The sequence below is a fragment of the Escherichia sp. MOD1-EC6162 genome, assembly GCF_002965125.1.
GTDB lineage: Bacteria > Pseudomonadota > Gammaproteobacteria > Enterobacterales > Enterobacteriaceae > Escherichia > Escherichia marmotae.
Genome location: NZ_PTSB01000044.1, coordinates 1 through 18,918, shown reverse-complemented (window position 1 = coordinate 18,918; position 18,918 = coordinate 1). Strand labels below are relative to the sequence as shown.

General features: G+C 49.4%; 36 protein-coding genes and 2 pseudogenes. 4 read left to right on the top strand and 34 right to left on the bottom strand.

The window, feature by feature from the left end; translation table 11 throughout:
• From A9587_RS22855 to mscL, 3 genes and pseudogenes are all read left to right on the top strand, one after another.
• Window positions 1-208 (top strand): annotated as a pseudogene (locus tag A9587_RS22855) (16S rRNA (cytosine(967)-C(5))-methyltransferase RsmB); the annotation flags it as partial.
• Between the two features lie 21 nt (window positions 209-229).
• The gene (trkA, locus tag A9587_RS22850; protein WP_000691382.1) at window positions 230-1,606 is read left to right on the top strand and encodes a Trk system potassium transporter TrkA; all 1,377 of its coding nucleotides are present in this window, start codon (window positions 230-232) and stop codon (window positions 1,604-1,606) included.
• Window positions 1,607-1,735: 129 nt separating this feature from the next.
• On the top strand, window positions 1,736-2,146 hold the full coding sequence (mscL, locus tag A9587_RS22845) for a large-conductance mechanosensitive channel protein MscL (RefSeq protein WP_000022446.1): 411 nt from the start codon (window positions 1,736-1,738) through the stop codon (window positions 2,144-2,146).
• Here mscL and arfA read toward each other — a convergent pair.
• From arfA to rpsJ, 31 genes are all read right to left on the bottom strand, one after another.
• Window positions 2,143-2,361, bottom strand: a complete 219-nt coding sequence (gene arfA, locus A9587_RS22840) for an alternative ribosome-rescue factor ArfA (protein WP_000092705.1) — start codon at window positions 2,359-2,361, stop codon at window positions 2,143-2,145. The genes mscL and arfA overlap by 4 nt on opposite strands.
• Before the next feature lie 55 nt (window positions 2,362-2,416).
• Window positions 2,417-2,842: a Zn(2+)-responsive transcriptional regulator gene (gene zntR / locus A9587_RS22835; RefSeq protein WP_000285595.1), complete on the bottom strand. Its 426-nt coding sequence runs from the start codon at window positions 2,840-2,842 to the stop codon at window positions 2,417-2,419.
• A 10-nt stretch (window positions 2,843-2,852) separates the two neighbouring features.
• Entirely contained in the window at window positions 2,853-3,221 is a 369-nt protein-coding gene (locus tag A9587_RS22830; RefSeq protein ID WP_000266523.1) for a DUF1992 domain-containing protein, read from the bottom strand.
• 106 nt (window positions 3,222-3,327) lie between these two features.
• A complete protein-coding gene (gene rplQ / locus A9587_RS22825; RefSeq protein WP_001216372.1) occupies window positions 3,328-3,714 on the bottom strand; it encodes a 50S ribosomal protein L17 in 387 nt (128 codons plus the stop codon).
• 40 nt (window positions 3,715-3,754) lie between these two features.
• Window positions 3,755-4,744 (bottom strand): DNA-directed RNA polymerase subunit alpha, encoded by a 990-nt coding sequence (locus A9587_RS22820; protein ID WP_001162094.1) that lies wholly within the window; start codon window positions 4,742-4,744, stop codon window positions 3,755-3,757.
• 25 nt (window positions 4,745-4,769) lie between these two features.
• The gene (rpsD, locus tag A9587_RS22815; protein WP_000135224.1) at window positions 4,770-5,390 is read right to left on the bottom strand and encodes a 30S ribosomal protein S4; all 621 of its coding nucleotides are present in this window, start codon (window positions 5,388-5,390) and stop codon (window positions 4,770-4,772) included.
• A gap of 33 nt (window positions 5,391-5,423) precedes the next feature.
• Window positions 5,424-5,813, bottom strand: coding sequence for a 30S ribosomal protein S11 (rpsK, locus tag A9587_RS22810; protein ID WP_001029684.1), 390 nt, complete (start codon window positions 5,811-5,813; stop codon window positions 5,424-5,426).
• 16 nt (window positions 5,814-5,829) lie between these two features.
• Window positions 5,830-6,186, bottom strand: coding sequence for a 30S ribosomal protein S13 (gene rpsM, locus A9587_RS22805; protein ID WP_000090775.1), 357 nt, complete (start codon window positions 6,184-6,186; stop codon window positions 5,830-5,832).
• 146 nt (window positions 6,187-6,332) lie between these two features.
• The gene (gene rpmJ / locus A9587_RS22800) at window positions 6,333-6,449 is read right to left on the bottom strand and encodes a 50S ribosomal protein L36 (protein WP_000868187.1); all 117 of its coding nucleotides are present in this window, start codon (window positions 6,447-6,449) and stop codon (window positions 6,333-6,335) included.
• A gap of 31 nt (window positions 6,450-6,480) precedes the next feature.
• Window positions 6,481-7,812: a preprotein translocase subunit SecY gene (secY, locus tag A9587_RS22795; protein WP_001118864.1), complete on the bottom strand. Its 1,332-nt coding sequence runs from the start codon at window positions 7,810-7,812 to the stop codon at window positions 6,481-6,483.
• Window positions 7,813-7,819: 7 nt separating this feature from the next.
• A complete protein-coding gene (rplO, locus tag A9587_RS22790) occupies window positions 7,820-8,254 on the bottom strand; it encodes a 50S ribosomal protein L15 (RefSeq protein ID WP_001238917.1) in 435 nt (144 codons plus the stop codon).
• A gap of 3 nt (window positions 8,255-8,257) precedes the next feature.
• Window positions 8,258-8,437: a 50S ribosomal protein L30 gene (gene rpmD / locus A9587_RS22785; protein ID WP_001140433.1), complete on the bottom strand. Its 180-nt coding sequence runs from the start codon at window positions 8,435-8,437 to the stop codon at window positions 8,258-8,260.
• A 3-nt stretch (window positions 8,438-8,440) separates the two neighbouring features.
• On the bottom strand, window positions 8,441-8,944 hold the full coding sequence (gene rpsE, locus A9587_RS22780; protein WP_000940122.1) for a 30S ribosomal protein S5: 504 nt from the start codon (window positions 8,942-8,944) through the stop codon (window positions 8,441-8,443).
• 14 nt (window positions 8,945-8,958) lie between these two features.
• Window positions 8,959-9,312: a 50S ribosomal protein L18 gene (gene rplR / locus A9587_RS22775; protein ID WP_000358960.1), complete on the bottom strand. Its 354-nt coding sequence runs from the start codon at window positions 9,310-9,312 to the stop codon at window positions 8,959-8,961.
• A gap of 9 nt (window positions 9,313-9,321) precedes the next feature.
• A complete protein-coding gene (gene rplF / locus A9587_RS22770; protein WP_000091945.1) occupies window positions 9,322-9,855 on the bottom strand; it encodes a 50S ribosomal protein L6 in 534 nt (177 codons plus the stop codon).
• Between the two features lie 12 nt (window positions 9,856-9,867).
• Complete coding sequence (gene rpsH / locus A9587_RS22765; protein ID WP_000062611.1) at window positions 9,868-10,260, bottom strand: 30S ribosomal protein S8; 393 nt, start codon at window positions 10,258-10,260, stop codon at window positions 9,868-9,870.
• A gap of 33 nt (window positions 10,261-10,293) precedes the next feature.
• Entirely contained in the window at window positions 10,294-10,599 is a 306-nt protein-coding gene (gene rpsN / locus A9587_RS22760; protein WP_097609922.1) for a 30S ribosomal protein S14, read from the bottom strand.
• Window positions 10,600-10,613: 14 nt separating this feature from the next.
• Entirely contained in the window at window positions 10,614-11,153 is a 540-nt protein-coding gene (gene rplE, locus A9587_RS22755) for a 50S ribosomal protein L5 (RefSeq protein ID WP_001096200.1), read from the bottom strand.
• 14 nt (window positions 11,154-11,167) lie between these two features.
• Window positions 11,168-11,482 carry a 50S ribosomal protein L24 gene (gene rplX / locus A9587_RS22750; RefSeq protein WP_000729185.1) on the bottom strand — a complete coding sequence of 105 codons (315 nt, stop codon included), beginning with the start codon at window positions 11,480-11,482 and terminating at the stop codon, window positions 11,168-11,170.
• 10 nt (window positions 11,483-11,492) lie between these two features.
• The gene (rplN, locus tag A9587_RS22745) at window positions 11,493-11,864 is read right to left on the bottom strand and encodes a 50S ribosomal protein L14 (protein ID WP_000613955.1); all 372 of its coding nucleotides are present in this window, start codon (window positions 11,862-11,864) and stop codon (window positions 11,493-11,495) included.
• 164 nt (window positions 11,865-12,028) lie between these two features.
• Window positions 12,029-12,283: a 30S ribosomal protein S17 gene (gene rpsQ / locus A9587_RS22740; RefSeq protein WP_000130100.1), complete on the bottom strand. Its 255-nt coding sequence runs from the start codon at window positions 12,281-12,283 to the stop codon at window positions 12,029-12,031.
• The gene (rpmC, locus tag A9587_RS22735; protein ID WP_000644742.1) at window positions 12,283-12,474 is read right to left on the bottom strand and encodes a 50S ribosomal protein L29; all 192 of its coding nucleotides are present in this window, start codon (window positions 12,472-12,474) and stop codon (window positions 12,283-12,285) included. The genes rpsQ and rpmC overlap by 1 nt, the downstream gene beginning before the upstream one ends.
• Window positions 12,474-12,884 carry a 50S ribosomal protein L16 gene (rplP, locus tag A9587_RS22730; protein WP_000941212.1) on the bottom strand — a complete coding sequence of 137 codons (411 nt, stop codon included), beginning with the start codon at window positions 12,882-12,884 and terminating at the stop codon, window positions 12,474-12,476. Before rplP ends, rpmC begins: the two co-directional genes overlap by 1 nt.
• A 12-nt stretch (window positions 12,885-12,896) precedes the next feature.
• Window positions 12,897-13,598 carry a 30S ribosomal protein S3 gene (rpsC, locus tag A9587_RS22725; protein ID WP_000529945.1) on the bottom strand — a complete coding sequence of 234 codons (702 nt, stop codon included), beginning with the start codon at window positions 13,596-13,598 and terminating at the stop codon, window positions 12,897-12,899.
• 17 nt (window positions 13,599-13,615) lie between these two features.
• Window positions 13,616-13,948: a 50S ribosomal protein L22 gene (gene rplV / locus A9587_RS22720; RefSeq protein WP_000447529.1), complete on the bottom strand. Its 333-nt coding sequence runs from the start codon at window positions 13,946-13,948 to the stop codon at window positions 13,616-13,618.
• 14 nt (window positions 13,949-13,962) lie between these two features.
• Window positions 13,963-14,241, bottom strand: coding sequence for a 30S ribosomal protein S19 (gene rpsS / locus A9587_RS22715; protein ID WP_001138117.1), 279 nt, complete (start codon window positions 14,239-14,241; stop codon window positions 13,963-13,965).
• A gap of 16 nt (window positions 14,242-14,257) precedes the next feature.
• Window positions 14,258-15,079, bottom strand: coding sequence for a 50S ribosomal protein L2 (gene rplB / locus A9587_RS22710; protein WP_000301864.1), 822 nt, complete (start codon window positions 15,077-15,079; stop codon window positions 14,258-14,260).
• 17 nt (window positions 15,080-15,096) lie between these two features.
• A complete protein-coding gene (gene rplW / locus A9587_RS22705) occupies window positions 15,097-15,399 on the bottom strand; it encodes a 50S ribosomal protein L23 (RefSeq protein WP_000617544.1) in 303 nt (100 codons plus the stop codon).
• Window positions 15,396-16,001, bottom strand: a complete 606-nt coding sequence (gene rplD, locus A9587_RS22700; RefSeq protein WP_000424395.1) for a 50S ribosomal protein L4 — start codon at window positions 15,999-16,001, stop codon at window positions 15,396-15,398. Before rplD ends, rplW begins: the two co-directional genes overlap by 4 nt.
• Window positions 16,002-16,011: 10 nt before the next feature.
• Window positions 16,012-16,641 carry a 50S ribosomal protein L3 gene (gene rplC / locus A9587_RS22695; protein ID WP_000579833.1) on the bottom strand — a complete coding sequence of 210 codons (630 nt, stop codon included), beginning with the start codon at window positions 16,639-16,641 and terminating at the stop codon, window positions 16,012-16,014.
• Between the two features lie 32 nt (window positions 16,642-16,673).
• On the bottom strand, window positions 16,674-16,985 hold the full coding sequence (gene rpsJ, locus A9587_RS22690) for a 30S ribosomal protein S10 (protein ID WP_001181004.1): 312 nt from the start codon (window positions 16,983-16,985) through the stop codon (window positions 16,674-16,676).
• Window positions 16,986-17,363: 378 nt separating this feature from the next.
• Between rpsJ and A9587_RS22680 the strand changes: the two genes are divergently transcribed.
• A complete protein-coding gene (locus A9587_RS22680; RefSeq protein ID WP_105263952.1) occupies window positions 17,364-17,831 on the top strand; it encodes a prepilin peptidase in 468 nt (155 codons plus the stop codon).
• Here the strand turns inward: A9587_RS22680 and bfr are convergent.
• From bfr to tuf, 3 genes and pseudogenes are all read right to left on the bottom strand, one after another.
• On the bottom strand, window positions 17,828-18,304 hold the full coding sequence (gene bfr / locus A9587_RS22675) for a bacterioferritin (RefSeq protein WP_001517203.1): 477 nt from the start codon (window positions 18,302-18,304) through the stop codon (window positions 17,828-17,830). The genes A9587_RS22680 and bfr overlap by 4 nt on opposite strands.
• 72 nt (window positions 18,305-18,376) lie before the next feature.
• On the bottom strand, window positions 18,377-18,571 hold the full coding sequence (gene bfd / locus A9587_RS22670) for a bacterioferritin-associated ferredoxin (RefSeq protein WP_000289090.1): 195 nt from the start codon (window positions 18,569-18,571) through the stop codon (window positions 18,377-18,379).
• Between the two features lie 183 nt (window positions 18,572-18,754).
• Window positions 18,755-18,918 (bottom strand): annotated as a pseudogene (gene tuf, locus A9587_RS22660) (elongation factor Tu); the annotation flags it as partial.

Below are 18,918 nucleotides of genomic sequence, written 5' to 3'. Positions count from 1 at the left end.
GCCGCATCTAAAATCAGGTGGAACGCTAGTTTATGCCACCTGTTCGGTGTTACCGGAAGAGAATAGCCAACAGATTAAAGCCTTCCTGCAACGCACTGAAGATGCAATGCTTTGCGAAACAGGAACACCAGAGCAACCGGGTAAACAAAATCTGCCCGACGCCGAAGAAGGTGACGGCTTCTTTTACGCTAAGCTAATTAAAAAGTGATGAGATAACGGGTCGCGACTGATGAAAATTATCATTCTGGGTGCCGGCCAGGTTGGTGGCACGCTGGCGGAAAACCTGGTAGGCGAAAATAACGATATTACCGTTGTCGATACCAATGGTGAGCGTCTGCGGACCTTGCAGGATAAATTTGACCTGCGAGTCGTTCAGGGTCATGGCTCTCACCCACGGGTCTTGCGAGAGGCCGGTGCCGATGACGCCGATATGCTGGTTGCAGTAACCAGTTCAGATGAAACCAATATGGTTGCCTGTCAGGTAGCCTACTCGCTTTTCAACACCCCTAACCGTATCGCTCGCATCCGTTCACCAGATTACGTCCGGGATGCCGATAAGCTCTTTCATTCAGACGCTGTACCAATTGATCATCTGATAGCACCAGAGCAGTTGGTTATCGATAATATTTACCGGCTGATTGAATATCCCGGCGCATTACAGGTGGTGAACTTCGCAGAAGGCAAAGTCAGCCTGGCAGTAGTCAAAGCCTATTATGGCGGCCCGCTGATTGGTAATGCGCTTTCGACCATGCGCGAGCATATGCCACATATCGATACCCGTGTAGCGGCCATCTTCCGTCACGATCGCCCCATTCGTCCACAAGGATCAACCATCGTTGAAGCTGGCGATGAAGTGTTCTTTATTGCCGCTTCGCAACATATCCGCGCAGTGATGAGTGAATTACAGCGCCTGGAAAAACCGTATAAACGCATTATGTTGGTTGGTGGCGGTAATATCGGTGCCGGGTTGGCGCGTCGACTGGAAAAAGATTACAGCGTCAAACTCATCGAACGTAATCAGCAACGTGCCGCCGAGCTGGCAGAAAAATTGCAAAATACGATCGTCTTTTTTGGTGATGCATCAGATCAAGAACTGTTGGCCGAAGAACATATTGATCAAGTTGATCTGTTCATCGCCGTCACCAACGATGACGAGGCCAATATCATGTCGGCCATGCTTGCTAAACGCATGGGTGCGAAAAAGGTAATGGTGTTGATCCAGCGTCGCGCTTATGTGGATCTGGTTCAAGGAAGCGTGATCGATATTGCGATTTCACCGCAACAGGCAACCATTTCTGCGCTACTCAGTCACGTACGAAAAGCAGATATCGTTGGTGTTTCCTCATTACGCCGCGGTGTAGCTGAAGCTATTGAAGCCGTTGCTCACGGGGATGAAAGTACTTCTCGTGTTGTCGGTAGGGTTATAGATGAAATTAAACTGCCGCCGGGAACAATTATCGGTGCTGTGGTTCGTGGAAATGATGTCATGATAGCCAATGATAATTTGCGCATTGAGCAAGGCGATCACGTGATTATGTTCCTGACAGATAAAAAGTTTATTACCGACGTTGAACGCCTCTTCCAGCCAAGCCCTTTCTTCTTGTAATTCATGAGGCGTCTTGTGGCGCCTTATTATTTCCTTTTGTTTTTCAAGGTTTAATTAAATTCATTCCTGACAGGAAAATGGCTTAACATTTGTTAGACTTATAAATGTCAGCTTCATAGGGAGAATAAGATGAGCATTATTAAAGAATTTCGCGAATTTGCGATGCGCGGGAATGTGGTGGATTTGGCTGTGGGTGTCATTATCGGTGCGGCCTTCGGTAAGATTGTCTCTTCACTGGTTGCCGATATCATCATGCCGCCGCTAGGTTTGTTAATTGGTGGGATCGACTTTAAACAGTTTGCTGTCACGTTACGCGATGCGCAGGGGGATGTGCCCGCTGTTGTCATGCATTACGGTGTCTTCATTCAAAACGTATTTGATTTTCTGATTGTTGCCTTTGCCATCTTTATGGCGATTAAGCTAATCAACAAACTGAATCGTAAAAAAGAAGAACCGGCAGCGGCACCAGCACCAACTAAAGAAGAAGTGTTACTGACAGAGATTCGCGATTTGTTGAAAGAGCAAAATAACCGCTCTTAACAAATGCCTGAAAGCAGAAGGCCAGTGGTAAAAAAGTGATTTACTTTCTTGCCACTGGCCTCCCAGTTATTCCGGTTACCCTGTTTGCCTTTACGCATGTAACTTCCTTTCCCTTTCTTATTTTTCTCAACTCGTTGTCTGAACAAGGGATCATGCAGTAATGCTTCAATCGCATTATCCTTTATCTGCCCTTTAGTATGCTGATATCGACTCATAAAAACTCCTGTTGGTTATTTAACCGCGCGAGTGTAATCCTGCCAGTGCAATAAATCAACAGCCTGTTTTCACACCACTTGCACCTTGCTCAAGAGCTTCGAGAATTGAGCAATAAACGCTGCTATGGGCTGTTCCGCAGCAGGCATCATTAAGTCGTTGCAGTGAACGTTGCATACTCTGCAACTCAGCTATTCGTGCTTCCACTTCCTGTAGTCTTTCCTGCACAATGCCTTTTGATTCCTGGCAGGTATGATGTTCAGGATCGATACGGATCGACAACAACTCACGGATCGACTCAAGACTAAAACCGAGCTGTCTGGCATGGCGAATAAACTTCAAACGTCGGAGATCGCTTTCGGTATAAAGACGAAAACCACCTTCGGTACGTACTTCATGATCCATCATCTGCTGCTTTTCATAATAACGAATAGTGTCAGGCGTCACTTCCGCCAATTTTGCCAGCTCACCAATGCGATACATAAACGCTCTCTCAGTTGTCATTAATTTTATTCAGAAGCTTACCTGCATATTCGCCATGTAAAAATTCTGTGCTCAAACCTGCTTGTCGCAGTTTTAACTCTAGCAAAGATAACCTGCGGCTAACTTCCTGATATTGTGGATCGTCCTGACGAATGCTTTTAAGAATATCCAGAAGCTGAATTGCTTCCCTCCGCTGCTCAAGTTCTGGCGGTAAACAACCGGCATTCTTCAACAAGCGATACCCCGCACGTAATTCCGGTGGCACATGGGAATCATCATCCAGTATCAATGGTTCGCCGCTACCTGGTAGGTTATCAAACTCACCTTTCGCTTGCGCTTCTGATATATGGCGCTCTGCCCACTGGTCAAGTAACCACATAAATACTCCAGGGGATGAACAAAAAGAGTACAGCTATTGTAGATAAGTGGGGATGCGACGGGTATAAAAAAACCCGCCGGGGCGGGTTTTTTTACGTTGCTTCAGATTACTCTGCAGCAGCTTCTGCTTTCGATTCAGAACGATCAACCAGCTCGATGTATGCCATCGGCGCGTTGTCGCCTGCACGGAAGCCACACTTCAGAATGCGAGTGTAACCACCGGCGCGGCTCGCGAAACGCGGGCCCAGCTCGTTAAACAGTTTTGCCACGATCTCGTTATCACGAGTACGGGCGAATGCCAGACGACGATTAGCTACGCTATCAGTCTTGGCAAGAGTAATCAGCGGCTCAACTACGCGGCGCAGCTCTTTCGCTTTAGGCAGAGTCGTCTTGATGATTTCATGACGAACCAGTGAACCTGCCATATTGCGGAACATAGCCTGGCGATGGCTGCTGTTGCGGTTCAGTTGACGACCACTCTTACGATGGCGCATGACCTTATCCTTCTCAGTAAAACCTTAACCTGTGATCCGGTTACTCGTCAGCGATGCTTGCCGGTGGCCAGTTTTCCAGGCGCATGCCCAGAGACAGTCCACGGGAAGCCAGCACGTCTTTAATCTCAGTAAGAGATTTTTTACCAAGGTTAGGCGTTTTAAGAAGCTCAACCTCGGTACGCTGTACCAGATCACCGATATAGTGGATAGCTTCTGCTTTAAGGCAGTTAGCAGAGCGGACAGTCAATTCCAGATCGTCAACAGGGCGCAGCAGGATCGGATCGAACTCTGGTTTCTCTTCTTTCACTTCCGGCTGACGTACATCACGTAAGTCAACGAAAGCTTCCAGTTGTTCAGCCAGAATGGTTGCCGCACGACGAATCGCCTCTTCAGGATCGATTGTGCCGTTGGTTTCCATTTCGATGACCAGCTTGTCCAGGTCGGTACGCTGTTCTACACGCGCTGCTTCAACATTGTAGGCAATACGCTCTACAGGGCTGTAGCATGCGTCGACCAGCAGACGGCCGATTGGGCGCTCATCTTCTTCCGAATGAATTCGGGTAGAAGCCGGCACATAACCACGACCGCGCTGAACTTTGATACGCATGCTAATAGACGCGTTCTCATCGGTCAGGTGGCAGATCACGTGCTGCGGCTTGACGATTTCGACATCACCGTCGTGGGTGATATCGGCTGCAGTCACAGGGCCAATGCCAGATTTATTCAAGGTAAGAATAACTTCATCTTTGCCCTGAACTCTCACCGCCAGCCCTTTCAGGTTGAGCAGGATTTCCAGGATATCTTCCTGAACGCCTTCTTTGGTGCTGTACTCATGTAGTACACCATCAATCTCAACCTCGGTCACCGCGCAACCCGGCATCGATGAGAGCAGAATACGGCGCAGTGCGTTACCCAGAGTATGGCCAAAGCCACGCTCTAAAGGCTCAAGGGTCACCTTGGCGTGCGTCGAACTCACTTGCTCGATATCAACCAGGCGCGGTTTTAGAAACTCTGTCACAGAACCCTGCATTGTGTCCTCTCTTTGGTACTAAGCTTTACTTGGAGTAAAGCTCGACGATCAGGTGTTCGTTAATGTCCGCAGACAGATCAGAACGCTCCGGCTTACGCTTAAACGTACCTTCCATCTTGCCAGCATCAACTTCCAGCCAGGTTGGCTTTTCACGCTGCTCAGCCAGCTCCAGAGCGGCTTTCACGCGAGACTGCTTCTTCGCTTTCTCACGAATGCTTACAACGTCATTCGGACTAACCTGATAAGAAGCGATGTTAACAACACGACCGTTTACCATAATTGCTTTGTGGCTAACCAGCTGACGTGCTTCTGCACGAGTGGCACCGAAGCCCATACGGTATACAACGTTGTCCAGACGACCTTCCAGCAGAGCCAACAGGTTTTCACCGGTGTTGCCTTTCAGACGTGCTGCTTCTTTATAGTAGTTACGGAACTGACGCTCCAGCACACCATAGATACGGCGAACTTTTTGCTTTTCACGCAACTGCACACCATAGTCAGACAGACGCGGTTTACGCGCACCGTGCTGGCCAGGAGCTTGTTCAATTTTACACTTGGTATCGATCGCGCGAACGCCAGACTTAAGGAATAAGTCGGTGCCCTCACGACGGCTCAGCTTGAGCTTAGGACCCAAATATCTTGCCATTTTCTTTCTCCAACAAACCTGGAAAACGAAGCGTTATACGCGACGTTTTTTCGGCGGACGACAACCGTTATGAGGGATCGGAGTCACATCAGTAATGTTAGTGATGCGGAAACCTGCGGCGTTCAGAGCACGAATAGTAGATTCGCGGCCTGGACCCGGACCTTTAACCATAACTTCCAGATTCTTGATGCCGTATTCTTTCACGGCGTCAGCGCAACGCTCTGCTGCAACCTGAGCTGCAAACGGAGTGGATTTGCGAGAACCACGGAAACCGGAACCACCGGCAGTTGCCCAACCCAACGCGTTACCCTGACGATCAGTGATAGTCACGATGGTGTTGTTGAAAGAAGCATGGATATGAGCCACGCCGTCAGAGACTTGTTTTCTTACACGTTTACGTGCACGAATTGGTGCCTTTGCCATTATTCAATCACCCCGATTATTTCTTGATCGGTTTGCGCGGACCCTTACGGGTACGTGCGTTGGTCTTGGTACGCTGACCGCGAACCGGGAGACCACGACGATGACGCAAACCGCGATAGCAACCAAGATCCATCAGGCGCTTGATGCTCATGCTGATTTCACGGCGCAGATCACCTTCAACGACAAATTTGGCAACTTCGTCACGCAGCGTGTCGATTTGTCCTTCAGACAGCTCACTGATCTTAACATCTTCAGCGATACCCGCTGCAGCCAGGATGGCTTTGGAACGGGTCTTGCCGACGCCATAAATCGAAGTTAATGCGATTACGGCATGCTTATGATCAGGAATGTTAATGCCTGCTATACGGGCCACTATGCACTCCTACTATTTAATATGTACGTTCCATGCTGAAAAGCCCGTTTTCAGGATACTCAAATGGAAACGCACAGACATACAAAAGATTGGCTGGCTAATCTAGCCAGCTCAACCCAACTTTGCAAGAAAAATATGCGAATAAATCAGCCTTGGCGCTGTTTATGCTTCGGCTCGGCACTGCAAATCACACGGATGACACCATCACGCTTAACGATTTTGCAGTTACGGCATAATTTCTTGACGGAAGCACGAACTTTCATTTTTACTCTCCGTAACTTCTCGGGCGCCCAATTAACGGCCGTAGCCTTTCAGGTTCGCCTTCTTCAATGCAGACTCATACTGACTGGACATCATCAGAGTTTGCACTTGAGCCATAAAGTCCATAATCACGACAACAACGATAAGCAGTGAGGTTCCACCGAAGTAGAACGGTACTTTCATTGCATCACGCATGAACTCCGGGATCAGGCAGATAAAGGTAATGTACAGCGCACCAACCAGGGTCAGGCGGGTCATTACTTTATCGATATACTTCGCCGTTTGCTCTCCCGGACGAATTCCTGGTACAAATGCACCGGACTTCTTCAGGTTATCTGCTGTTTCACGCGGGTTGAAAACCAACGCCGTGTAGAAGAAACAGAAGAAGATGATTGCAGACGCATAGAGTAACACATAAAGCGGTTGCCCAGGCTGCAAATACAGCGAAATTGTTGTCAGCCAGTTCCAACCAGTACCGCCCCCGAACCATGACGCAATGGTTGCCGGGAACAGAATAATACTGGAAGCGAAGATTGCCGGGATTACCCCCGCCATATTCACTTTCAGCGGTAAATGTGTGCTCTGTGCAGCATAGACACGACGACCCTGCTGACGTTTCGCGTAGTTTACCACAATGCGGCGTTGGCCACGCTCAACAAATACAACAAAGAACGTCACTGCAAATACTAATACTGCAACCAACAGCAACACGAGGAAGTGCAGGTCGCCTTGACGCGCTTGCTCGATAGTATGGGCAATGGCTGGCGGGAGTCCCGCGACAATACCGGCGAAGATAATGATTGAGATACCGTTGCCGATACCACGTTCAGTAATCTGTTCACCCAACCACATCAGGAACATTGTTCCTGTGACCAGACTTACAACAGCGGTGAAGTAGAATGCAAAGCCCGGATTCATAACCAGGCCTTGCATACCAGGCATATTCGGAAGACCGGTAGCAATACCGATCGACTGAAATATTGCCAGCACCAGAGTACCGTAGCGGGTGTACTGGCTGATCTTACGACGACCAGACTCCCCTTCTTTCTTAATTTCTGCCAGCGTTGGATGGACCACCGTCAGCAACTGGATAATAATTGATGCCGAAATGTACGGCATAATACCCAGAGCAAAGATAGAAGCACGGCTGAGAGCACCACCAGAGAACATGTTGAACATTTCAATGATGGTGCCTCGCTGTTGCTCAAGCAGTTTGGCAAGTACAGCGGCATCAATACCAGGGATCGGAATGAAAGAGCCAATACGGAACACAATCAGCGCACCGATAACAAACAGCAGTCTGCGTTTCAGCTCGCCTAAGCCACCTTTGGCACTTTGAAAATCTAATCCCGGTTGTTTAGCCATCTGCTACTTATTCCTCGATTTTACCGCCAGCAGCTTCGATAGCAGCACGAGCGCCTTTAGTAACACGCAGGCCACGAACAGTTACCGGAGTTGTAACTTCACCAGCCAGGATCACTTTCGCGAACTCGATCTGGATACCGATAATGTTAGCCGCTTTCAGCGTATTCAGGTCTACAACACCGCCTTCTACTTTAGCCAGGTCAGACAGACGAACTTCGGCTGTAATCGCTGCTTTACGAGAAGTGAAGCCGAATTTCGGCAGACGACGGTACAGAGGCATCTGACCACCCTCAAAACCGCGACGTACGCCACCGCCAGAACGAGACTTCTGACCTTTGTGACCACGACCACCGGTTTTACCGAGGCCAGAACCGATACCACGCCCCAGGCGTTTACCCGCCTTTTTGGAGCCTTCGGCCGGAGACAGAGTATTTAAACGCATCTCTTACTCCTCAACTTTAACCATGAAGGAAACCGCGTTGATCATACCGCGAATAGCAGGAGTATCCTCGCGCTCTACGGTGTGACCAATACGACGCAGACCCAGGCCAAGCAGCGTTGCCTTGTGTTTCGGCAGACGACCGATTGCACTGCGGGTTTGAGTAATTTTAATAGTCTTTGCCATGGTTTATTTCCCCAGAATTTCTTCAACGGATTTACCACGCTTGGCAGCGACCATTTCTGGAGAACTCATATTTTCCAGGCCATCAATAGTTGCACGAACCACGTTGATCGGGTTGGTAGAACCATATGCTTTAGCCAGAACGTTATGAACTCCAGCGACTTCCAGAACGGCGCGCATTGCACCACCGGCAATGATACCAGTACCTTCGGAAGCCGGCTGCATGAATACGCGAGAACCCGTATGAACACCTTTAACAGGGTGCTGCAGAGTGCCGTTATTCAGCGCGACGTTAATCATATTGCGACGGGCTTTTTCCATCGCTTTCTGGATCGCTGCTGGAACTTCACGCGCTTTACCGTAACCAAAACCAACGCGACCGTTACCATCGCCTACTACAGTCAGAGCTGTGAAGGAGAAAATACGACCACCTTTAACGGTTTTAGATACGCGGTTTACCGCGATCAGCTTTTCCTGCAGTTCGCCAGCTTGTTTTTCGATGTGAGCCATCTTACACCTCTACCTTAGAACTGAAGGCCAGCTTCACGGGCAGCATCTGCCAGTGCCTGGACACGACCATGATATTGGAACCCGGAACGGTCAAAGGATACATCTTTGATGCCTTTTTCCAGAGCGCGTTCAGCGACAGCTTTACCCACAGCTGCAGCCGCGTCTTTGTTACCGGTGTACTTCAGTTGTTCAGCGATAGCTTTTTCTACAGTAGAAGCAGCTACCAGAACTTCAGAACCGTTCGGTGCAATTACCTGTGCGTAAATGTGACGCGGGGTACGATGTACCACCAGGCGAGTTGCGCCCAGCTCCTGGAGCTTGCGGCGTGCGCGGGTCGCACGACGGATACGAGCAGATTTCTTATCCATAGTGTTACCTTACTTCTTCTTAGCCTCTTTGGTACGCACGACTTCGTCGGCGTAACGAACACCCTTGCCTTTATAAGGCTCAGGACGACGGTAGGCGCGCAGATCCGCTGCAACCTGGCCGATCACCTGCTTATCAGCGCCTTTCAGCACGATTTCAGTCTGAGTCGGACATTCAGCAGTGATACCCGCAGGCAGCTGATGGTCAACAGGATGAGAGAAACCCAGAGACAGGTTAATCACATTGCCTTTAACCGCTGCACGATAACCTACACCAACCAGCTGCAGCTTCTTAGTGAAGCCTTCGGTAACACCGATAACCATTGAGTTCAGCAGGGCACGCGCAGTGCCAGCCTGTGCCCAACCGTCTGCGTAACCATCACGCGGACCGAAGGTCAGGGTATTATCTGCATGTTTAACTTCAACAGCATCGTTGAGAGTACGAGTCAGCTCGCCGTTTTTACCTTTGATCGTAATAACCTGACCGTTGATTTTTACATCAACGCCGGCAGGAACAACGACCGGTGCTTTAGCAACACGAGACATTTTTTCCTCCGATTAGGCTACGTAGCAGATAATTTCGCCACCAAGACCAGCCTGGCGCGCTGCACGATCAGTCATAACACCTTTAGAGGTAGAAACAACTGCGATACCCAGACCCGCCATAACTTTCGGCAGCTCATCTTTACGTTTATAGATGCGCAGACCTGGGCGGCTGACACGCTGAATGCTTTCTACAACAGCTTTGCCCTGGAAATACTTAAGAGTCAGTTCCAGTTCAGGCTTGGTGTCGCCTTCAACTTTAAAATCTTCAATAAAACCTTCTTCCTTCAGCACGTTGGCGATTGCCACTTTCAGCTTGGAGGAAGGCATGGTGACCGCAGCTTTGTTCGCGGCCTGACCGTTACGGATACGGGTCAGCATATCCGCGATCGGATCTTGCATGCTCATCTGTCTTTACTCCCGTGATTCAATTGGTGACAATTACCAGCTAGCCTTTTTCAGACCCGGGATTTCACCGCGCATAGCGGCTTCACGGATCTTAATACGGCTCAACCCGAACTTCCGCAGGAAACCATGCGGACGACCTGTTTGACGGCAGCGGTTACGCTGACGAGACGGGCTGGAATCACGCGGCAGAGTCTGCAGCTTGAGAACAGCATTCCAACGATCTTCGTCGGAAGCGTTCACATCAGAGATGATCGCTTTCAGTTCAGCGCGTTTCGCGAAGTATTTATCAGCTAAAGCTACGCGTTTTACTTCGCGTGCTTTCATTGATTGCTTAGCCATTTAGTAACCCTACCTTACTTGCGGAACGGGAAGTCAAAGGCAGCCAGCAGAGCACGGCCTTCTTCGTCAGATTTCGCAGTAGTGGTAATGGTAATATCCAAACCACGAACGCGGTCGACTTTATCGTAGTCGATTTCTGGGAAGATGATCTGCTCACGGACACCCATGCTGTAGTTACCACGACCGTCGAAAGACTTAGCGGACAAGCCACGGAAGTCACGGATACGCGGTACAGCAATAGTGATCAGGCGCTCAAAGAACTCCCACATGCGTTCGCCACGCAGAGTTACTTTACAGCCGATCGGATAGCCCTGACGGATTTTGAAGCCTGCAACAGATTTGCGTGCTTTGGTGATCAGCGGTTTTTGACCGGAGATTGCTGCCAGGTCTGCTGCTGCGTTATCCAGCAGTTTTTTGTCAGCGATCGCTTCACCAACACCCATGTTCAGGGTGATCTTCTCGACCCGAGGGACTTGCATGACAGAATTGTAGTTAAACTCAGTCATGAGTTTTTTAACTACTTCGTCTTTGTAGTAATCATGCAGTTTCGCCATCGTACTACTCCAAATTACTTGATAGTTTCGCTGTTAGACTTGAAGAAACGGACTTTTTTACCGTCTTCGAATCTAAAGCCTACACGGTCAGCCTTGCCGGTTGCCGCATTGAAGATTGCTACGTTGGAAACCTGAATAGCGGCTTCTTTCTCAACGATGCCACCCGGTTGGTTCAGAGCCGGAACTGGCTTCTGGTGTTTCTTAACCAGGTTGATACCTTCAACAATGACCTTGCCGGAAGACAGGACATTCTTAACTTTACCGCGCTTACCTTTATCTTTACCGGTTAACACGATAACTTCGTCATCACGACGGATCTTCGCTGCCATGATTCGCTCCTTAGAGTACTTCTGGTGCCAGAGAGATAATTTTCATGAACTTCTCACTACGAAGCTCACGAGTTACCGGCCCAAAAATACGCGTACCGATAGGCTGCTCGCTGTTGTTGTTCAGAAGAACACAAGCATTACCATCGAAGCGAATGACAGAACCGTCCGGGCGACGAACACCCTTCTTGGTGCGCACCACTACCGCCTTCAGCACATCACCTTTTTTGACCTTACCACGCGGAATTGCTTCTTTGATGGTGATCTTGATGATGTCGCCTACGCCTGCGTAGCGACGGTGCGAGCCACCCAGAACCTTGATACACATTACGCGACGTGCACCGGAGTTGTCGGCGACGTTCAGCATAGTCTGTTCTTGGATCATTTTAGTGCTCCGCTAATGTCAACTACTACTGAGACCCGAAAATCAGGCCGTTAAAAAGCCCCATATCGAGGGCGCGGCATTATAACACCGCTTCAACGATAAGGGTAGAAAAAATAAACGGCTCATCGCTGAGCCGTTTATTCGTATCGAGAAAGTGTACTGTATTACAGAACCGCTTTCTCTACAACGCGAACCAGCGTCCAAGATTTGGTCTTGGACAGCGGACGGCATTCGCGGATTTCAACCACGTCACCGATACCGCATTCGTTGTTCTCGTCATGTACGTGCAGTTTGGTCGTACGCTTGATGAATTTACCGTAGATCGGGTGTTTCACAAAACGTTCGATAGCAACAACAATGGATTTCTCCATTTTGTCGCTAACAACGCGACCTTGCAGAGTACGGATTTTATCGGTCATTACGCACCCGCCTTCTCAGTCAGTAAAGTCTTAACGCGTGCGACATCGCGACGCACTTGCTTCAACAGGTGAGACTGTTGCAGCTGGCCACTTGCAGCCTGCATACGCAGGTTGAACTGCTCACGCAGCAGGTTCAGCAGCTCGGTGTTCAGCTCTTCAACGCTCTTCTCACGCAGCTCTTTTGCTTTCATTACATCACCGTCTTAGTTACAAAGGTGGTTTTAATCGGCAGTTTCGCTGCTGCCAGCTTGAATGCTTCACGGGCCAGCTCTTCCGGAACACCGTCCATTTCATACAGGACTTTACCCGGCTGAATCAAGGCAACCCAATACTCCACGTTACCTTTACCTTTACCCATACGCACTGCCAGCGGCTTTTCAGTGATCGGTTTGTCCGGGAACACACGGATCCAGATCTTACCTTGACGCTTAACTGCACGGGTCATAGCACGACGTGCTGCTTCGATCTGACGTGCAGTCAGACGACCACGGCCAACAGCTTTCAGACCGAAGCTGCCGAAGCTAACATCCGTACCCTGCGCCAGACCGCGGTTACGGCCTTTGTGCATTTTACGGAATTTTGTACGCTTTGGTTGTAACATCAGCGACGCTCCTTATTTACGGCCTTTACGCTGCTGCTTTTTAGGCTGAGCAGCCGGTTTTTCCGGTTGTTCAACAGCAGCCATACCACCCAGGATCTCGCCTTTGAAGATCCACACTTTAACGCCGATTACACCGTAAGTGGTGTGCGCTTCGGAGGTGTTGTAGTCGATGTCAGCACGCAGAGTGTGCAGCGGTACGCGACCTTCGCGGTACCATTCGGTACGTGCGATTTCCGCGCCGCCCAGACGGCCGCTAACTTCAACTTTGATACCTTTAGCGCCCAGACGCATTGCGTTCTGTACAGCACGCTTCATAGCACGACGGAACATAACGCGACGTTCCAGCTGAGAAGTGATGCTGTCAGCAACCAGTTTTGCGTCCAGTTCAGGCTTACGAACTTCGGCGATGTTGATCTGTGCAGGAACGCCAGCGATGTCCGCTACGACCTTACGCAGTTTTTCTACGTCTTCACCTTTCTTACCGATAACGATACCCGGGCGAGCAGTGTGAATGGTTACACGGATGCTCTTAGCCGGACGCTCGATAACGATACGAGATACGGACGCTTTAGCCAGTTCCTTAGTCAGGTACTGACGTACTTTAAAATCGCTGTCCAGGTTGTCAGCGAATTCTTTGGTGTTCGCAAACCAGGTAGAGTTCCATGGTTTTACAATACCCAGGCGAATACCATTAGGATGTACTTTCTGACCCATTGCTAGTCTCCAGAGTCTCAGCGATCGGACACAACCACAGTGATGTGGCTGGTGCGCTTCAGGATGCGATCTGCACGACCTTTTGCACGCGGCATAATGCGCTTCATGCTCGGGCCTTCGTCTACGAAAATTTTCGTAACTTTCAGATCGTCAATGTCAGCGCCATCGTTGTGTTCAGCGTTAGCAATGGCAGATTCCAGAACCTTCTTGACCAGTACAGCCGCTTTCTTGTTGGTGTAGGTCAGAATATCCAGAGCCTGCGACACTTTCTTACCGCGAATCAGGTCAGCAACAAGGCGAACCTTCTGAGCAGAAGAACGAGCATGGCGATGTTTAGCGATAGTTTCCATCTCTTCCTCCTACCTTATTTCTTTTTCGCTTTTTTATCAGCAGCATGGCCGCGATAAGTACGAGTCGGTGCGAATTCACCCAGTTTGTGACCAACCATTTCGTCGGTTACAAATACCGGAACGTGCTGACGACCATTATGGACAGCGATGGTCAAACCGATCATGTTAGGAAAGATCGTTGAACGACGGGACCAAGTGCGCAGGGGCTTCTTGTCTCCGCTTTCCACCGCTTTCTCTACCTTCTTCAGCAAGTGCAGGTCAATAAAAGGACCTTTCTTGAGAGAACGTGGCATGGCTTATCCTCTAAAATTATTTGCTACGGCGACGTACGATAAATTTATCAGTACGCTTGTTGCTGCGGGTCTTCTTACCTTTGGTCTGAACGCCCCACGGAGTTACCGGGTGCTTACCAAAGTTACGACCTTCACCACCACCATGTGGGTGGTCTACCGGGTTCATCGCCGTACCGCGAACGGTAGGACGAACACCACGCCAGCGTGCAGCACCTGCTTTACCCAGAACGCGCAGCATATGCTCAGCATTGCCAACTTCGCCCAGAGTAGCGCGGCAGTCTGCTTCTACTTTACGCATTTCACCAGAACGCAGACGCAGGGTGACATAAGCACCGTCGCGAGCAACGATCTGAACGTAAGTACCAGCGGAACGTGCCAGCTGACCGCCTTTACCTGGTTTCATTTCTACGTTGTGAACAGTAGAACCAACCGGGATATTGCGCATCGGCAGAGTGTTGCCTGGTTTGATTGCAGCATCAACGCCAGACTGAATCTGGTCGCCAGCTTTCAGGCCTTTAGGGGCCAGGATGTAACGGCGCTCACCGTCTTTGTACAGAACCAGCGCGATGTTCGCGGAACGGTTCGGATCGTACTCAAGACGTTCAACAACTGCCGGAATACCGTCTTTGTTGCGTTTGAAGTCAACAATACGGTAAGCCTGCTTGTGGCCACCACCGATATGACGAGTGGTGATACGGCCATTGTTGTTACGACCACCGGATTTGCTGTTTTTTTCCAGCAACGGAGCAAAAGGTTTGCCCTTGTGCAGCTCAGGGTTAACCACTTTAACAACGTGGCGACGACCCGGAGATGTCGGTTTACATTTAACAACTGCCATTGTATTACTCCTCCGACTTACTCAGCGCCGCCAACGAAGTCCAGGTTCTGGCCTTCTTTCAGGGTGACGTAAGCTTTTTTCCAGTCGCTACGACGACCGATACGCTGTCCGTGACGTTTAACTTTCCCTTTAACAACCAGGGTGTTAACGACTTCGACTTCGACTTCAAACAGTTTCTGCACAGCAGCTTTGATTTCTGCTTTGGTCGCGTCTTTAGCAACTTTGAGCACGATGGTGTTAGATTTTTCCATCGCAGTAGACGCTTTTTCAGAAACGTGCGGTGCACGCAGCACCTTCAGCAGACGTTCTTCACGAATCATGCCAGCATCTCCTCAACTTGCTTAACAGCATCAGCAGTCATTACGACTTTGTCGAAGGCGATCAGGCTAACCGGGTCGATACCAGTTGCATCGCGTACGTCAACCTTGTGCAGGTTGCGCGCAGCCAGGAACAGGTTCTCGTCCAGCTCACCGGTGATGATCAGCACATCTTCCAGAGCCATGTCTTTCAGTTTCTGTGCCAGCAGCTTAGTTTTCGGTGCTTCTACAGAGAACTTCTCGACAACGATCAGACGATCCTGACGTACCAGTTCGGACAGGATGCTTTTCAGCGCGCCGCGGTACATCTTCTTGTTAACTTTTTGACTGTGGTCCTGCGGACGAGCAGCGAAGGTCACGCCACCAGAACGCCAAATCGGGCTCTTGATAGAACCAGAACGCGCACGGCCGGTGCCTTTCTGGCGCCACGGTTTTTTACCGGAACCAGTTACTTCAGCACGAGTCTTCTGAGCACGAGTACCCTGACGAGCACCGGCTGCATAAGCAACAACAACCTGGTGAACCAGCGCTTCGTTGAAATCACGACCGAAGGTAGTTTCGGAAACAGTCAGCGCGCTCTGCGCGTCTTTCAATACTAATTCCATTGCTATCTCCTTACGCCTTCACAGCTGGTTTAACGATCAGGTCGCTACCGGTTGCACCCGGGACTGCACCTTTCACCAGCAGCAGGTTGCGCTCAGCGTCAACGCGTACTACGTCAAGGCTCTGAACGGTTACACGTTCGTTACCCATCTGACCTGCCATTTTCTTGCCTTTGAACACTTTGCCCGGAGTCTGGTTCTGACCGATAGAACCCGGTACGCGGTGAGACAAGGAGTTACCGTGAGTAGCATCCTGGGTACGGAAGTTCCAGCGCTTAACGGTACCTGCGAAACCTTTACCTTTAGAGGTGCCAGTTACGTCAACTTTTTTAACGTCAGCAAACAGTTCAACGCTAATGCTCTGACCTACAGTGAACTCTTCGCCTTCAGCCAGGCGGAATTCCCACAGACCACGGCCAGCTTCTACGCCAGCTTTAGCAAAGTGGCCAGCTTCAGGCTTGGTCACACGGTTAGCTTTTTTAGCACCGGTGGTTACCTGAATAGCACGGTAGCCATCGTTAGCCAGGTCTTTAACCTGAGTAACGCGGTTTGCTTCAACTTCGATTACGGTTACTGGGATAGAAACGCCGTCTTCTGTGAAGATACGGGTCATACCCACTTTTTTACCGACTAAACCAATCATTGTTTCAACCTCTCAATCGCTCAATGACCTGATTAACCCAGGCTGATCTGCACGTCTACACCGGCAGCCAGATCCAGACGCATCAGAGCATCAACGGTTTTCTCGGTTGGCTCAACGATGTCAACCAGACGCAAGTGAGTACGGATTTCGTACTGATCACGCGCGTCTTTGTTGACGTGCGGAGAGATCAGAACAGTGAAGCGCTCTTTGCGTGTCGGCAGCGGGATCGGACCACGGACCTGCGCACCAGTGCGCTTGGCAGTCTCGACGATTTCCGCGGTTGCTTGATCGATCAGACGATGATCAAACGCTTTCAGGCGGATACGGATTCTTTGGTTCTGCATGAGACCAGAGCTCCAATTATTTTATAAACGAAAATGATTACTCCTCAGACCCATTACGATTGATGGGAGAGTGTAACCGTTCTTACGTAGCTCCCCGATTGGGAGCATTGTTAGGTAGCCAAAATCAGCTAACTGAGGTTCAGATTGAACCTGCTGTCAACTACGACAAGCTCGCGCATTATACGTAAATCTGAGCCTGACGCAAGCATCGCGTAGAAATTAATCGTAGTGAGCATATTGCGAACTACATTCCACCAAATATGTAAGGTTGTGAAGAGAGAATTTTTCGCCGGAACCAGGTTAACAAAGTCGGCAATTCTTTGTTGCTGATTATCTGGACTTATTCGAAGGTGATACTCCATTTACAGAGGATGCTTTATGGATGCCACCTTTCCTTTTCTGATTTTATACATTTGTTTATCGTCCCTGCTTTTTTTCTATGATGCAAAACATGGCTTGCTGCCTGACAGGTTTACCTGCCCATTACTCTGGTTCGGGCTTCTTTTTTATCAAATTTGTCACCCTGGCGGTTTAGCCGATGCGTTATGGGGGGCCATTATCGGTTACGGTGCATTCGCCATTATCTACTGGGGTTATCGCATACTGCGCCATAAAGAAGGATTAGGCTATGGCGATGTGAAGTTTCTCGCAGCCCTCGGAGCCTGGCATACATGGGCATTTCTGCCACGGCTGGTTTTTCTTGCTGCGTCATTCGCCTGCGGAGCAGTTGTTATTGGTGTGCTCATGAGGGGAAAAGCATCATTAAAAAACCCGCTGCCTTTCGAACCATTTCTGGCGGCTGCGGGTTTCGTTGTAGGCTGGGATAGTCTGCTGACGGGCAGTTAATCATTAACTTTAATTTGTGATTGCAGGTAATTCTGTAGGCCTATTTTATCAATGAGATCAAGTTCAGTTTCTAGCCAGTCAATATGGCCTTCTTCATCAGCAAGAATTTCGATCATCATATCGCGGCTGACATAGTCACGGACATTGTCGGCGTAGGCGATGGCCTCACGAAGATCCTTTGCCCCTTCCAACTCTAAACGCAGGTCGGACTGCAGCATCTCTTCGACATCTTCACCTATTCCCAGCTTACCCAGATCCTGTAAATTGGGGATTCCTTCTAAGAATAAAATACGCTCGATATATTTATCAGCGTGTTTCATCTCATCGATGGATTCATGGTATTCGACGTTATTAAGGCGCATCAGGCCCCAGTTTTTAAACATCCGGGCATGAAGAAAATACTGATTGATTGCGACAAGCTCATTTCCCAATAGTTTATTGAGATAATTTATGATTTTAACATCACCTTTCATTTTATAGTCCCTCCGCTTCCACTATTAGAGCGTAGATGGGGCTAGCGGGATGTCAAAAAATAAGCGCGGGCTTCAGGCAATCTCTTTAAATTCGGGCATCTGCATCAACTCATCCTGCATCACTTCGCGTGCGGCGCGAATGCACTTACCACATTGATTTCCCACAGGAATAAACTTACGTAATTGTTGAAAAGACTGAGGATGAAATTGACGTACCGCCTGACGAATTTTTTTGTCACTTACACCATTACACAAACAAACGTACATGATTACTCCCGTTCAAATTCTGCGCAAAGTGTAAATGAGAATAGTTATGATTACAATAGCACAATTTTATTTGCACCACGGTACAGCGAGCAAGAATTACGACTAAATATTTCCAGAATAAATTACGGACAGCAAAAAGGGCGCCGAAGCGCCCTTTTCAATTCAAAACTAATTAACGAGTAATTAGCTCAGAACTTTAGCTACAACGCCCGCGCCAACAGTACGGCCGCCTTCACGGATTGCGAAACGCAGACCGTCGTCCATCGCGATCGGGTGGATCAGGGTAACAACCATTTTGATGTTGTCGCCCGGCATTACCATCTCTACGCCTTCCGGCAGTTCGATAG

What these genes read in the sequence shown, in the direction of transcription:
- rplN (WP_000613955.1), bottom strand. Translation starts at nt 11,864, where the DNA reads ATGATCCAAGAACAGACTATGCTGAACGTCGCCGACAACTCCGGTGCA.
- secY (WP_001118864.1), bottom strand. Translation starts at nt 7,812, where the DNA reads ATGGCTAAACAACCGGGATTAGATTTTCAAAGTGCCAAAGGTGGCTTA.
- A9587_RS22820 (WP_001162094.1), bottom strand. Translation starts at nt 4,744, where the DNA reads ATGCAGGGTTCTGTGACAGAGTTTCTAAAACCGCGCCTGGTTGATATC.
- rpmJ (WP_000868187.1), bottom strand. Translation starts at nt 6,449, where the DNA reads ATGAAAGTTCGTGCTTCCGTCAAGAAATTATGCCGTAACTGCAAAATC.
- mscL (WP_000022446.1), top strand. Translation starts at nt 1,736, where the DNA reads ATGAGCATTATTAAAGAATTTCGCGAATTTGCGATGCGCGGGAATGTG.
- rplX (WP_000729185.1), bottom strand. Translation starts at nt 11,482, where the DNA reads ATGGCAGCGAAGATCCGTCGTGATGACGAAGTTATCGTGTTAACCGGT.
- rplV (WP_000447529.1), bottom strand. Translation starts at nt 13,948, where the DNA reads ATGGAAACTATCGCTAAACATCGCCATGCTCGTTCTTCTGCTCAGAAG.
- rpsS (WP_001138117.1), bottom strand. Translation starts at nt 14,241, where the DNA reads ATGCCACGTTCTCTCAAGAAAGGTCCTTTTATTGACCTGCACTTGCTG.
- bfr (WP_001517203.1), bottom strand. Translation starts at nt 18,304, where the DNA reads ATGAAAGGTGATGTTAAAATCATAAATTATCTCAATAAACTATTGGGA.
- rpsC (WP_000529945.1), bottom strand. Translation starts at nt 13,598, where the DNA reads ATGGGTCAGAAAGTACATCCTAATGGTATTCGCCTGGGTATTGTAAAA.
- rpmC (WP_000644742.1), bottom strand. Translation starts at nt 12,474, where the DNA reads ATGAAAGCAAAAGAGCTGCGTGAGAAGAGCGTTGAAGAGCTGAACACC.
- rplB (WP_000301864.1), bottom strand. Translation starts at nt 15,079, where the DNA reads ATGGCAGTTGTTAAATGTAAACCGACATCTCCGGGTCGTCGCCACGTT.
- rpsD (WP_000135224.1), bottom strand. Translation starts at nt 5,390, where the DNA reads ATGGCAAGATATTTGGGTCCTAAGCTCAAGCTGAGCCGTCGTGAGGGC.
- A9587_RS22680 (WP_105263952.1), top strand. Translation starts at nt 17,364, where the DNA reads ATGGATGCCACCTTTCCTTTTCTGATTTTATACATTTGTTTATCGTCC.
- zntR (WP_000285595.1), bottom strand. Translation starts at nt 2,842, where the DNA reads ATGTATCGCATTGGTGAGCTGGCAAAATTGGCGGAAGTGACGCCTGAC.
- rplQ (WP_001216372.1), bottom strand. Translation starts at nt 3,714, where the DNA reads ATGCGCCATCGTAAGAGTGGTCGTCAACTGAACCGCAACAGCAGCCAT.
- rplP (WP_000941212.1), bottom strand. Translation starts at nt 12,884, where the DNA reads ATGTTACAACCAAAGCGTACAAAATTCCGTAAAATGCACAAAGGCCGT.
- rpsH (WP_000062611.1), bottom strand. Translation starts at nt 10,260, where the DNA reads ATGAGCATGCAAGATCCGATCGCGGATATGCTGACCCGTATCCGTAAC.
- rplW (WP_000617544.1), bottom strand. Translation starts at nt 15,399, where the DNA reads ATGATTCGTGAAGAACGTCTGCTGAAGGTGCTGCGTGCACCGCACGTT.
- rplC (WP_000579833.1), bottom strand. Translation starts at nt 16,641, where the DNA reads ATGATTGGTTTAGTCGGTAAAAAAGTGGGTATGACCCGTATCTTCACA.
- A9587_RS22830 (WP_000266523.1), bottom strand. Translation starts at nt 3,221, where the DNA reads ATGTGGTTACTTGACCAGTGGGCAGAGCGCCATATATCAGAAGCGCAA.
- rpsJ (WP_001181004.1), bottom strand. Translation starts at nt 16,985, where the DNA reads ATGCAGAACCAAAGAATCCGTATCCGCCTGAAAGCGTTTGATCATCGT.
- trkA (WP_000691382.1), top strand. Translation starts at nt 230, where the DNA reads ATGAAAATTATCATTCTGGGTGCCGGCCAGGTTGGTGGCACGCTGGCG.
- rplR (WP_000358960.1), bottom strand. Translation starts at nt 9,312, where the DNA reads ATGGATAAGAAATCTGCTCGTATCCGTCGTGCGACCCGCGCACGCCGC.
- rpsQ (WP_000130100.1), bottom strand. Translation starts at nt 12,283, where the DNA reads ATGACCGATAAAATCCGTACTCTGCAAGGTCGCGTTGTTAGCGACAAA.
- rplF (WP_000091945.1), bottom strand. Translation starts at nt 9,855, where the DNA reads ATGTCTCGTGTTGCTAAAGCACCGGTCGTTGTTCCTGCCGGCGTTGAT.
- rpsE (WP_000940122.1), bottom strand. Translation starts at nt 8,944, where the DNA reads ATGGCTCACATCGAAAAACAAGCTGGCGAACTGCAGGAAAAGCTGATC.
- arfA (WP_000092705.1), bottom strand. Translation starts at nt 2,361, where the DNA reads ATGAGTCGATATCAGCATACTAAAGGGCAGATAAAGGATAATGCGATT.
- rplD (WP_000424395.1), bottom strand. Translation starts at nt 16,001, where the DNA reads ATGGAATTAGTATTGAAAGACGCGCAGAGCGCGCTGACTGTTTCCGAA.
- rplE (WP_001096200.1), bottom strand. Translation starts at nt 11,153, where the DNA reads ATGGCGAAACTGCATGATTACTACAAAGACGAAGTAGTTAAAAAACTC.
- rpsN (WP_097609922.1), bottom strand. Translation starts at nt 10,599, where the DNA reads ATGGCTAAGCAATCAATGAAAGCACGCGAAGTAAAACGCGTAGCTTTA.
- rplO (WP_001238917.1), bottom strand. Translation starts at nt 8,254, where the DNA reads ATGCGTTTAAATACTCTGTCTCCGGCCGAAGGCTCCAAAAAGGCGGGT.
- rpmD (WP_001140433.1), bottom strand. Translation starts at nt 8,437, where the DNA reads ATGGCAAAGACTATTAAAATTACTCAAACCCGCAGTGCAATCGGTCGT.
- bfd (WP_000289090.1), bottom strand. Translation starts at nt 18,571, where the DNA reads ATGTACGTTTGTTTGTGTAATGGTGTAAGTGACAAAAAAATTCGTCAG.
- rpsK (WP_001029684.1), bottom strand. Translation starts at nt 5,813, where the DNA reads ATGGCAAAGGCACCAATTCGTGCACGTAAACGTGTAAGAAAACAAGTC.